At 74.4% G+C, this 11941-nt stretch carries 9 protein-coding genes, 1 tRNA gene and 1 pseudogene; 6 read left to right on the forward strand and 5 right to left on the reverse strand.

What is annotated here, in order from left to right:
* Window positions 1-32: 32 nt before the first annotated feature.
* Complete coding sequence (locus tag AS857_RS09125) at window positions 33-518, reverse strand: ATP-binding protein (protein ID WP_079110191.1); 486 nt, start codon at window positions 516-518, stop codon at window positions 33-35.
* A 115-nt stretch (window positions 519-633) separates the two neighbouring features.
* On the opposite strand from AS857_RS09125, the gene AS857_RS09130 reads away from it, so the two are divergent.
* From AS857_RS09130 to AS857_RS09140, 3 genes are all read left to right on the forward strand, one after another.
* The gene (locus tag AS857_RS09130; RefSeq protein WP_058042626.1) at window positions 634-1500 is read left to right on the forward strand and encodes a helix-turn-helix domain-containing protein; all 867 of its coding nucleotides are present in this window, start codon (window positions 634-636) and stop codon (window positions 1498-1500) included.
* 3 nt (window positions 1501-1503) lie between these two features.
* Window positions 1504-1761, forward strand: coding sequence for a DUF397 domain-containing protein (locus AS857_RS09135; protein ID WP_058042627.1), 258 nt, complete (start codon window positions 1504-1506; stop codon window positions 1759-1761).
* Window positions 1762-1858: 97 nt separating this feature from the next.
* Window positions 1859-2692, forward strand: a complete 834-nt coding sequence (locus AS857_RS09140; RefSeq protein WP_058044017.1) for an SAM-dependent methyltransferase — start codon at window positions 1859-1861, stop codon at window positions 2690-2692.
* On the opposite strand, the gene AS857_RS09145 is transcribed toward AS857_RS09140, so the two are convergent.
* Complete coding sequence (locus tag AS857_RS09145) at window positions 2689-3270, reverse strand: carboxymuconolactone decarboxylase family protein (protein WP_058042628.1); 582 nt, start codon at window positions 3268-3270, stop codon at window positions 2689-2691. The genes AS857_RS09140 and AS857_RS09145 overlap by 4 nt on opposite strands.
* Window positions 3271-3421: 151 nt before the next feature.
* Between AS857_RS09145 and AS857_RS09150 the strand changes: the two genes are divergently transcribed.
* Together AS857_RS09150 and AS857_RS09155 are read left to right on the forward strand one after the other, a co-directional pair.
* Window positions 3422-4069, forward strand: coding sequence for an alpha-ketoglutarate-dependent dioxygenase AlkB family protein (locus AS857_RS09150; protein ID WP_058042629.1), 648 nt, complete (start codon window positions 3422-3424; stop codon window positions 4067-4069).
* A 301-nt stretch (window positions 4070-4370) separates the two neighbouring features.
* On the forward strand, window positions 4371-5546 hold the full coding sequence (locus tag AS857_RS09155) for an MBL fold metallo-hydrolase (protein ID WP_058042630.1): 1176 nt from the start codon (window positions 4371-4373) through the stop codon (window positions 5544-5546).
* A gap of 195 nt (window positions 5547-5741) precedes the next feature.
* Here AS857_RS09155 and AS857_RS09160 read toward each other — a convergent pair whose 3' ends face one another.
* Entirely contained in the window at window positions 5742-8978 is a 3237-nt protein-coding gene (locus tag AS857_RS09160; RefSeq protein WP_058042631.1) for an amidohydrolase family protein, read from the reverse strand.
* 246 nt (window positions 8979-9224) lie between these two features.
* On the opposite strand from AS857_RS09160, the gene AS857_RS09165 reads away from it, so the two are divergent.
* Window positions 9225-9298 (forward strand) — tRNA-Pro (locus AS857_RS09165).
* A gap of 59 nt (window positions 9299-9357) precedes the next feature.
* On the opposite strand, the gene AS857_RS09170 is transcribed toward AS857_RS09165, so the two are convergent.
* Complete coding sequence (locus AS857_RS09170; RefSeq protein ID WP_058044018.1) at window positions 9358-10455, reverse strand: PP2C family protein-serine/threonine phosphatase; 1098 nt, start codon at window positions 10453-10455, stop codon at window positions 9358-9360.
* Between the two features lie 85 nt (window positions 10456-10540).
* Window positions 10541-11682, reverse strand: a pseudogene (locus tag AS857_RS09175) (FAD-dependent monooxygenase).
* Window positions 11683-11941 lie beyond the last annotated feature (259 nt).

The raw sequence follows: 11941 nt of genomic DNA on the forward strand, positions 1-11941 counted from the left end.
TTTGCGGTGCCTTCAGGCCGCCGGGATGCCTTTCAGGGGGAGAGCCGCCCGGCGGCGAGGTCGGCCCAGACGACACGGCCCCGGCCGCTGTCGTCGGGCCGGACCCCCCATGCCTGCGACAGCGCGCCCACGAGCAGCAGGCCCCGGCCGCTCTCCTCGTCCGTCCCGCTGCACCGGGCCCGTGGCTCCGTCGGGGTGCGGCCCTGGTCGCCCACCTCTATGCGCAGGTGCGCACCGAGCACCCTCAGCTGACAGCTGACGTTCGCGCTGTCCGTGTGCCGGACCGCGTTGGTGAAGAGCTCCGACACCACCAACTGGGCGTCGTCGCACGCCACTTCGTCGATGCCCCACTCCCGCAGTTGTGCGAGGACCCGTTTTCGCGCGGCGGCCACCGAGGCGCCACGAGCCGGGAAGTGGAAGGCGTCCTGCAGACGTACGGCCATGGAACAGCCGAAGCGCCCGAGCGAAGGTGCGTCATGGGAGGGGACCACGCCGTAACTATGTGCGATACGGCTCATGTGTGGCAAGGTTCAATCTGTAAATTGCAGAATCGTCAGATCAGTCTGTCGGCTCCGGGGGGTGCGTGACAGACTGCGGGCATATGACAACCGGTGGGCATGGAGGGGGAGAACAGTGGCGGAAGCGCGTCCGGCGGGCGCACCGACCGTCCTGCGGGTCGTGCTCGGCAAACGGCTGCACGACCTGAGGGAGAAGGCCGGTCTCTCCTACGAGCAGGCGGGCCGCGCCCTCGACGTCACCCACGCCACCGTCCGCAGGATGGAGAAGGCCGAAGTCGGCCTGAAGCTCCCCTACGTGGAGAAGCTCCTGCGCGTCTACGGCGTGAGCGACGCCGAGGAGGTGGAGGGCTTCCTCGCCCTCGCCCGCGAGGCCAACCGCCCCGGCTGGTGGCACCGCTTCCGGGACGTCCTGCCCGAGTGGTTCAGCGCGTTCGTCAGCCTGGAGGGCGAGGCCAACCTCATCCGGGCCTACGAACCGCACTACGTCCCGGGCCTGCTGCAGACCGAGCGCTACGCACGCGCCGTGCTCCGCGCCGGCATGCCGCACGCCCCGGAGGCGGACGTCGAGCGGGCGGTCGCCGTCCGCCGGGAGCGCCAGTCGCTGCTGACCCGCGAGGGCGCGCCGCTGCTGTGGGTGGTGATCGACGAGACGGTGCTCCGCCGGCCCATCGGCGGGCCGGACATCATGCGCGAGCAGGTCGCCCGCCTCGCCGAGGCCACCGCCATGCCCAACGTACGGCTGCAGATCATGCCGTTCGCCGCCGGGCCGCACCCGGCGATGTACGGACCGTTCCACATCTTCCGGTTCCCGCTCCCGGAGCTGCCGGACATCGCCTACGCCGAAAACCTCGTCGGCGCCTCGTACTTCGACCAGCGCGACGACGTCTCGGCCTTCCTGGAGGCGCTGGACCGCATGTGCGCGCAGGCCGCGCCGGCACACACCACCGAGGCAATCCTGGGTGGGATTCGTAAGGAGATCTGAACCATGGATCGCATCTACAACGGCATGCCCGCCACCGACCTCGGCACCGAGGGGTGGAGCAAGCCGTGGAGCGGCGGCAACGGGGGCTCGTGCGTCGAGGCGCTGCGGCTGGGCGACGGCCGGATCGCCCTGCGCCAGTCCACCGACCCCGGGGGCCCCGCGCTGATCTACACGCGTCACGAGATGGAGAGCTTCATCAACGGGGCCAAGGCGGGCGCGGCGGACTTCCTGCTCGCCGGCTCCGGCGCCGCCTGCGAATGACCCCGCAGGGCACGTGCACGGCACCGCCGGGCGGCCCGGGCCGCCCGTGCGCCGCGGCGTCACCCCCTACCGCGCAACCAACCGAACGGAGCACCGCATGAGCCAGCAGGGCTTCGCGGCCGAGGACATCGACACCAGCCGGCCGCACCCGGCGCGGATGTACGACTACTACCTCGGCGGCTGGGACAACTACGAGGTCGACCGGCAGGCCGCCGAGCACGTCATCCAGGCGCACCCGCAGGTCCGGCTCTCCGCCCGGGCCAACCGGGCGTTCCTGCAGCGCGCCGTGCGGGAGGTCGTCCGCGGCGGCGTCCGCCAGATCATCGACGTCGGCACGGGCATCCCCACCTCGCCCAACACCCACGAGGTGGCCCGGGAGATCGCGCCGGACGTCCGGGTGGCCTACGTCGACAACGACCCGATCGTCGCCACTCACGCGGGCGCCAAGCTCACCGGCACCGGGCAGGCCGGCTTCGTCCTCGGCGACGTGCGCGACCCGGAGGCGGTCCTGGCCCGCCCCGAGGTGCGCGAGCTGATCGACTTCGGCGAGCCGGTGGCCCTGCTGCTCGTGGCCGTCCTCCACTTCGTCACCGACGAGGAGGACCCCGCTGGCATCGTCGCGGCCTTCGCCGACGCACTCCCCGCCGGCAGCCACCTCGTGCTCTCCCACGCCACGGCCGAGCCGTACGAGGGGTACGCGGACGGCTACACCGACGTCAAGGCCCGCGACCGCGTCGTCGGCACGTACAAGAACGCCACCGCCGGTCTCAACCTGCGCGACCGCGCCGCCGTCGAGCCGCTCTTCGGGGACTTCGAGCTCCTGGACCCGGGCCTGGTCCGGGTGCCGCTGTGGCGGCCGGACGGGCCGGTCCCGGGCCCGGCGGAGCTCAACGACACGATCTTCTACGGGGGAGTGGGCCGCAAGGGCTAGCCCGCCGCCGGGGCCGTCTCCGCCTGCGGGCGGGCCGGGACGTCGCAGGTGTCCTTGAAGCCCTGGCTGTGCAGGCCGAGCGCCGCGTTCGTGCGCGAGCGGAGGTTCTCCACCGCGATCATCGCGGTCAGCTCGACGAACGCGGCGTCGCCCAGGCGCAGCCGCAGCCGCTCCGCCAGGTCGTCCTCGACGGCCGGCGGGGTGGCCGTCATCGCCTCGGCGTACTCCAGCACGTCCCGCTCCAGCGGGGTGTACAGGTCGCTGTCCCGCCACACCGGGATGTCGCGCAGCTTCTCCTGCGGCATCCCGTGCCCGCGGTTGACCCAGTAGCCGAAGTCCATGCACCACGAGCAGCCGATCGCCGCCGCCGACGCCATCTCGGCCAGCGCCTTCAGCTGCGGGTCCAGCTTGTTCCAGCGGGCCAGCGACATCTCGAAGCGGGCCGTCGTGAGCAGCACGCGCCGGTTGTGGGCGGCGGCCATGAGCGGCTCCAGCACCTTGCCGTACGTGCGCTTGCTGTACCACTGCACGAGCCGGATCAGGGGGGTGCGGTCCGGGGTGAGCGAGATCCTGGCCATGGCGGGTCCTCCATCGGGACGGTGTGTGCTTGCCTCTGCCCGTACGACGGACGGGACCCGCGGATCCGTGACATCCCGCGCCGCCGTAGCGGTGAGACGGCCGTCACACCGTCCGGCGGGGGCCCGGGGGAGCCGTCCTAGGCTGGGCGGCATGGACGACGAGCTCTTCCCCCGGCCCCGGGCCGAGGTCGCCCCGGGAGCGGTCCACGTCCCCGGCCGGCTGGACCTCGCGGCCCAGCAGCGCCTGCTCGCCGCCTGCCGGACGTGGGCGCGGCCCCCGGCCGGCCTGCGGACCGTCCGCATGCCGACCGGCGGGCAGATGTCCGTGCGCACCGTCTGCCTGGGCTGGCACTGGTACCCCTACGGTTACGCCCGCACCGTCGTGGACGGGGACGGTGCGCCGGTCAAGCCCTTCCCCGCCTGGCTGGGCCGGATGGCCGTGCAGGCCGTCGCCGACGCCTACGGCACGGAGCCGGAGCCCGCCGCGTACGACATCGCCCTGGTCAACTTCTACGACGGCCACGCGAAGATGGGCATGCACCAGGACGCGGACGAGAAGTCGGCGGCCCCGGTCGTCTCCCTGAGCCTCGGCGACAGCTGCGTCTTCCGCTTCGGCACCCCCGGCGGCCGGGGCCGCCCCTGGACCGACGTCGAGCTGCGCAGCGGCGACCTCTTCGTCTTCGGCGGCCCCTCGCGCCTTGCCTACCACGGGGTGCCGCGCACCCGTCCCGGCACCGCCCCCGCCGCGCTCGGCCTCACCGGCCGACTGAACCTCACCCTCCGTGTGAGTGGGCTCTGAGAAGACCGTGCGGGGATTTCGTGGGCTCTCCGGAAGAAGCCCTGCACAGAAGGCCGGTGGCGTTGCTGCACGGGAAAATTCACGTGCATCTGCGCGCGCGACCCTGCACAGTGGATCCCCGGCACTGCGCCGGCCGCGCGTCCGGGCTCATATCACGGGGGTGAGCCCGGAGGCGCGAGCAGCCGGACGTTCACCGGTACCTCGGGAAAAGGCAGCCGGACCGTCGCGCAGGGGCCGCCGCGAGCCCGCCGGGTGGGGGCGGATAATGGCATGACCTGGCCGCATTCGCCCTGGAGGTGCCGTGACCGGCTCCCGCCCGACAAGCTCACCGCTCGACGCCCTGCGCCCGGCCGCATTCGGCGCGGACCCGTCCGGGGAGCGGATGGCGCGCATCCGGCGGTCACCGAACTTCGCCGACGGCGTGTTCACCAACCCCGTCGGCGCCGAGCGCACCCCCTCGGCCGCCCTGCTGAAGTTCCTGCCCACGTACTTCCGCGCGGAGCAGCGGGCCCGCCGGGCACCCGGCGGCACCGTGCCGGTCCACCCCACCACCGTGGCCGACCTCGCCGTCCCCGCCGCCTCCGGGCTGCGTCTGACCTGGATGGGCCACTCCAGCGTCCTGGCCGAGATCGACGGCGCCCGCGTGCTCTTCGACCCCGTCTGGTCGGAGCGCTGCTCCCCCTTCGCCTTCGCGGGCCCCAAGCGCCTGCACCCGGTGCCGGTGCCGCTGAGAGAGACCGGGCCGGTGGACGCCGTGGTCATCTCCCACGACCACTACGACCACCTGGACATGGCGACCGTACGGGCGCTGGCCCGCGGCACCGGCGCGCACTTCGTCGTACCGCTGGGCGTCGGCGCCCACCTCGAACACTGGGGAGTGCCGACCGGGCGGATCACCGAGCTCGACTGGCACGAGACGGCCCGCGTCGCCGGCCTCTCCTTCACCGCCACCCCCGCCCGGCACTTCTGCGGCAGGGCGCTGCGCAACACCCAGCACACCCTGTGGGCCTCCTGGGTCGTGGCCGGCTCCGAACACCGGATCTTCCACAGCGGCGACACCGGATACTTCCCCGGCTTCGCGGACATCGGCGCGCAGTACGGCCCGTTCGACGCCACCATGATCCAGATCGGGGCCTACTCCGAGTTCTGGCCGGACATCCACATGACGCCGGACGAAGGCATGCAGGCCCACGTCGACCTGCAGGGCGACGCCGCCCGCGGAGTGATGCTCCCCATCCACTGGGGCACCTTCAACCTCGCCCCGCACCCCTGGGAGGAGCCCGCCGAGGACTCCGTGGCCGCGGCCGCCCGCCACGGCGCCCGGATCGCGACCCCGCGCCCCGGGCAGCCGTTCGAACCGGTGAACGGGCTGCCGGACGACCCCTGGTGGCGGGCGGTGGCGGTGCGTCCGGTGGCGGCGGCCGCGGAGACGGCGGCGTCCGGCACCGCGAGGCCGAAGGTGTCCCTGCGGGCCTGAGCGGCGGGTGGGCCCGGCCCGGCTCGGCACCGCCGGATGCGTCGCCGGTGGTTGCGCGCCGCTGCGGCGGGAAGAAAGGGCCGGCGCTGCAGCCACACCTCCGCCGCAGCGCTGCGTAACCCCCACGACGTGGTCGGCGGTGCCCGGACCGGCCCGGACCCACGGGTCTGCGCGGCCGTGCGGGGTACCGCGCTCTCAGAAGTGCAGCTCCACGTCGCAGCAGGAGTCGCGCCGGAGCTGCCGCGACACCTCCAGCCACGCGTCGGCGGCGGCCCGCACCCCGGGCGGCGCCGCAGGAACGCCGGACGCGCCGTACGCCTCGACGAGCCGCGCCTGCTCGTAGGGAACCCCGCCGCGCAGCACCGAAGCCGTCCGCACCAGCGCGTCGAAGTCCGTGAACGGGTCGCCGTCCACCACCGTCACGTCCGCGAGCTTGCCGGGCTCCAGCGTGCCCAGGTCCCGGTCCGCGCCGAAGACCCGGGCGGGCAGCACGGTCGCCGTCCGCAGCGCCTGTGCCGCGGACAGCCCGTAGCGGTGCAGCGCGCGCAGCCCCATGTGCAGGGCGAGACCCACGGGCACCAGCGGGGCGTCCGTCCCCAGGGCCACGGCGCCGCCGCCCGCCAGCACCCGCCGGTAGACGCCGATCTCGCGCTCGAGGGTGGCCAGCTGGTCGGCGGTCGGCCGGGCGGCCGCGGTCCGGCGGACGACCTCCACGTCCCACGGCGGCATCAGCTTCGTCACCCGCGGGTCCTGCGCCAGGGCCGGGTTCTCGCCCAGCAGCGGCACCGAGGTGAAGATCGTGGCGACGAGGTGGAAGTCCCCGCGCGTGTAGATCTCCTCCACGTCCTGGTAGGCGCGCCCCGACGCGCTCGTCGCGTGCCCGAACTCCAGCCGCTGCGTGGCCTGCAGATGGGTCGTCAGGTCCTGGCCGAGCTGGACGCCCGGCGAGAGGAGGTGGCTGCCGGCGCGGACCCCGAGCCGCTCGTGCGCGAAGCGGGACGCTTCCTCCATCACCCAGCCGGGCGCGCGGACGTAGGTCTTGACGAAGTCCCAGTCGAGGGCCGCGGCGCGGGACAGCGACCGGTGCAGCCCTTCGCGGGTGCGGTGCGCCCGGCCCATGCTGTACGCGACGCGCGAGCCGTCGAGCAGCTCTCCGGTCGTCAGCATCCGCGGCCCGGCCAGCTCGCCCGCCGCCACGGCCTCGCGGATGCGGGCCTGCTCGTAGGCGCCGCCGCCGAACGAGACCGCGGTGGTGATCCCGTAGGCCAGCTGCAGCGCCGTCTGCCGGCCGCCGTACGTGTTCTGGTACGGGTGGGTGTGGGCGTCCCACAGGCCGGGGATCACCGTGCCGGAGGAGGCGTCGACGGTGCGGACGGCCGCGCGCCGCACCCGGTGGGGCTCGACGGCGTCGATCCGCCCGCCGCGGACCACCAGGTCGACGTCCTCGCGGACGGTCTCCCCGGTGCCGTCCCAGAACCTGCCGGCGTGCACGACCGTGTCGGCGGGGACCGGGCGCCGGTAGTCGAGGGGGATGCGGAGCGTACGGGTGGACGCGTCGTGGACGTCGAGGAGGCGCAGCCGGCCGTCGGCGGCCAGGTAGAGGATCTTCCGGGAGTCCGCGGACCAGGAGGGGTGATCGGCGGCGCCGTCCGTGAGCCGGCGCGGCTCGCCGTCCGGGGTGCCGTCGGGCCGCACCGGCAGCAGCCACAGGGCGGACTCGGAGATCACCGCCATGTGGCGGCCGTCGGGCGACCAGACGGGCCCGCAGTCGTAGCGGTCGGCGATCGAGGCGTGCGGGGCGAGCGCGTGCAGGCGGGCGCTGCCGTCCGTCGTGTCGACGACCCGGATGAGGTTGTACCCCTCACGGAACCGCTGGTTCAGCCGGTTGCGGTCGCACAGGGCGATGTACCGCCCGTCCGGGGACCAGCTCGGTCTGCCCGGCAGCCCGCCGCCGCCCAGGGGGGAGGCGAGCACCCGGTCCGTGCCGGCGGCGAGGTCGCGCACCACGAGCCCGCCGGTCAGGTCCAGGGCGGCCAGCCGCCGGCCGTCGGGGGACAGGACGGGGTAGGCGCGGCCGCCCCCGGCCAGCTCGGTCTCCTCGCCGGAGGCGAGATCGTGACGGCGCGCGGCGAGCAGGCCGCCGCGGTCGTCGGCATAGACCAGGGACCGGCCGTCGGGCGACCAGACGGGCCCGAAGACGTAGCGCGTGGGATCGGACTTCACGACCCGGCGCGGCGGCCGCCCGCCCGCGACGTCGGCGACCCAGAGCGCATTGAGCGCGGCGAAGGCGACCTGGCGGGCGTCGGGCGAGAGGGCCGGGAGGTGCAGGGAGCGGACGCCGTGCACGCCGCCGCCGTCGAGGTCGTACCGCTTGGTGCGGTAGCGCGGCCGGGCGACGGGCAGGCGGCCGAGGAAGGGGATGACGCGGGCGTCCCGCGGCGCCTTCGGGCGGACGACCCGGAACGTGCCGCCGACGGTCAGGAGCAGCTCGTCGGCCGAGACCCAGCGGGGCGGGACGGGCTCGACGTCCCCGTCGACCGGGACGGGCGCACCGTCGACGACCAGGGTGCAGCCGGCCTTGGGCGCGGCGGTCGTCCGCAGGTAGGCCAGGCGCCCGTCCGGCGCGACGGCCGGGGTCATGACCTGCGCGGCCTCGGTCTCGGTGTGCTCGGCCCGCACCGGCCCCTGCCCGTCGGCGGGGACGGACGCGATCGTGCGGGCCTCCAGCGCGGTCCCGGCGACGCGGGCGCGGATGAACAGCAGCCGCGAGCCGTCCGGCGACCACACGGGGTCGAAGTCCTCCCACGCGCCGTCCTGCAGCGGCCCCTCCTGCCCGCCCACCCCGGTGACCTGCGTGAGCGCACCGCTCCGCACGTCCACCACCCACACCCGGTACGGGCTGCCCGCCACCGGGTCGCCGCCCCGCTCGGAGGCGAAGGCGATCCGCGTGCCGTCGGGCGACCAGGCGGGCCCGCGGTCGTCCCACGGCCCGTCCGTGAGCTGCCGCAGCCCGCTGCCGTCGGGCCGCAGCGTCCAGATGTGGAAGCCGCCGCCCCGGTAGGCGCAGACGGCCAGCTGCCGGCCGTCGGGCGAGTGCACGGGCCGGGTCGGCTCCAGATCGGCCGGGGTGATCGCGACGGCCTCCCCGCCCTTGCGGGGCAGGGACCACAGCACGTTCTGCACCTCGGCGACCAGCCGGTCCCCGGCGGGGGAGAGGCTCGCCGCCCCGTTGGTGGCGGCCGTGAAGGACAGCACCCCGCCCCCGCCCCCGGCGGGCACCGCCGCGGCCACCGCCGCCGGCAGCGCACCCGCAACCCCGGCCACCGCCGCGGTACCGGCCGCGGCCTGCAGGAACCTGCGCCGGGAGAGGGCGGAGGGGGAAGAGGGGGAGGGGAGGGGCGAACGAGGAGCCGGAACGTCCGAGGTGGCCAACTGTCCTCCTGAGCCGGGGGAGTTGCAGCGCAGCGCGAGCGGCGTCGGGAGCCCGATGCTCCCACGGGGGGCGGGAGGGTGGTCAACACCGCGCGGGGCGGAAGGGGACGACGGCGCCCGCCAAGCCGCACAAAAGGTGCATTCCACGCCGATCGCCCCATGGAAGCCGTGCGCGATCACCCCGTGAAGTGCGGTATTGTTCTCGTGCGCGGTCGGCAAGGGCGAGAGCCCGGGCCGGGCAAGCACCGGGACGTGGCGCAGTTTGGTAGCGCACTTGACTGGGGGTCAAGGGGTCGTGGGTTCAAATCCCGCCGTCCCGACACGGTGCAACAGCCCGCTGAGCAGGAAGAAATTCCAGCTCAGCGGGCTTTGTCGTGGATCAGGGCCGGCCGGCGCGCAAGCACACGGCCAGGGCGGCGATGTCGTCGTCCAGGCCTCCGTTGCTGAAGCGGAGGAGGTCGCGGTGGAGGTCGTCCAGCAGTTCGCGGGGCTGGGTCGAGGGCTGGTGGCTCATCCAGTCCGCCAGGGGGAAGAAGCTGCCGCTGCGGTCGCGGGCCTCGGTGACGCCGTCGGTGTAGAGGAGCAGCTGGTCGTCCGTGGTGAAGTCGAAGGTGTCGATGCTGTAGCAATCGCCGATCAGGTCCGCGAGGTTGAGCAGCGGTGAGGGTGCGGAGGGGTTCAGGACGCGCACGCCCTCGCGGCTCAGGAGCAGCGGCGGGGGGTGCCCGCAGTTGAGGATCCTGACGCGGCCCTCCCCGTACGGGATCTCGACGAGGACTGCGGTGGTGAAGCGTTCCATCAGGTCGTCGGGGGGAAACGAGGCGTTGTAGCGGGTGCTGCTGGCCTCCAGGCGGCGTGCGACGCCGCCCAGGTCGGGCTCGTCGTGGGCGGCCTCCCGGAAGGAGTTGACCACCGCCGCGGCCGTTCCCACCGCCGCCAGGCCCTTGCCCCGTACGTCGCCGATGAGCAGCCGGACCCCGTACTGCGTGGTGACCGCCTCGTAGAAGTCGCCGCCGATGCGGGCCTCCGCGGCGGCGGCGAGGTAGAGCGCCTCGATCTCGACGCTCCCGAAGCGGCGCGGCATCGGGCTCAGGACCACCTTCTGCGCCGCGTCGGCGACGAGCCGGACCTGGAAGAGGGCCTGCTCCCGCTGGAGCCGGACGTGGCTGCCGTAGGCGGCGGCCACGGTGACCGCGACGATGCCCGCCACCGTGTACCACGCGCCCAGGCCGGGGAACACGAGGCTGAGGCCGATCATGAGCAGGAAGCAGACCGTCCCCAGCAGCACGGTGGGCAGCACGGGCCACATGGCGGCCGCGAGGGCGGGGGCCGCGGGCAGGATGCGGCTGAAGGCCATGTCCGGGGGCGTGGAGTACGCCAGGCCGGCGATGACCACGGTCAGGATCACCGGGGACAGCAGGACGAGGGGCCCCGGGCCGTGGGGACTACGGAGTCGCAGCTGTCCAGGCTTGACCATGATGCACAGCATATCCAGCCAATATGGATATACGGGGCCTTATGGGATGAATCTACCCCCACCTGGGGTATCCGCTCCGCCTGCCTCAGGCCGGCGGAGCGGACAGGGCCGTGCGGTAGCCGGACAGGGCCGACGCGGTGCCGGTGAGGGGGAAGCGGGCGCCGAGGTGGCCGTCCGGGCGGACGAGGAAGCCGGTGGGGCCGTCGGGGCGGTAGAGGCGCGCGAATTCTCCCGCGGCGTCGCGGTAGACCGGCACGGTCAGGGCGCCGGGGGCGGTCGCCGGGGCTTCGCGGGCCAGGACGGCGACGGTCTGCAGGTCGCTTCCGTCGGGCACGACGGCTGCCTCGGCCGCCCCCGCCAGGTCCGCGACCCCCGCCGCGTACAGCAGCAGCACGTGCCCCGTGCGGCCGCGCAGGACGTCGAGCAGGCGCAGCGGGTAGGCGGCGACGGGGGAGCTCAGGCCGGGGCAGTCCGGGGCCCGGTCGCCGGGCCGGGGCGCGTCGGCCGGGCCGTGGGGGCTGCCGGCGAGCGGGCCGCCCCGGTAGCCGACGAGCAGCTGGGCCTCGCGGAGGATCACGGTCCGCGGGTCGTCCGGGTCCTTCTCGATGCCGTGGGTGGCGTGGCGGACGGTCCGGCCGACGACCTCTTCGCCGACCGGGCGGCGCTCGGCGTCGTAGCCCGCGAGCAGGCCGGGGCCCGCCTCGCCGCGGAGGACGAGGGCGAGCTTCCAGGTCAGGTTGCAGGCGTCCTGGATGCCGGTGTTCATGCCCTGGGCGCCGGTGGGCGGGTGGATGTGGGCGGCGTCGCCCGCGACGAAGACCCGGCCGCCGCCGTAGCGGTCGACGATCCGCGTTCGATCGCCGTCCCCAGGCCCGCGACGTACTCCTCCAGGATCCGCTCGGTCTCGTACTGCGGCAGCGCGGCGAATCCGTACGGCACCTCGGGCGGGAGCGTGAGGTCGATGCGCGTCCGTTCCCGGCCGTTCACGAAGGTCAGCTGACCGCGCAGCGGGGCGGCGGCCTCCAGGACGGTGCGGGCCAGGCCCATCCGGTCCCAGACCTCCAGGGTGCGCGGCTGGATGCCGACCGCCTTGGCGTACGGGAGGCGGGCCGGCAGCCGGTCGACGAGCCGGCAGCCCGCTCCGCGGCTGCGGAGTCCGGCGGCCGCGCTCAGCCCGACGGGGCCGGCGCCCGCGATCAGTACGTCGGTCGTTCGCGTGTGCGCCACGGGTGCTACGGGTGCCTCCCCGGGACCGGTCTCCTGACCCGGTCTCCGGACCTGCTCTCCGGACCTGCTCTCCGGACCCGTCCCGTACGTCCCATGGTCGCCCGACGGTGTACGGGCGGCGAGCCGGCAGGGGGACCCGGCGCCCCGCGCGCCGGGAACGGCTCCCGCTCCCGGCGCCCCCCTGCTCCCCGGCGGCGGGCGCCGGTCCTGCAGGTCGCGCGGCCGCCGCCCACCGGGCTTCGGGGTCGGCCTCCCGTTC

Source organism: Streptomyces roseifaciens, from assembly GCF_001445655.1.
Classification (GTDB): Bacteria; Actinomycetota; Actinomycetes; order Streptomycetales; family Streptomycetaceae; genus Streptomyces; species Streptomyces aureoversilis.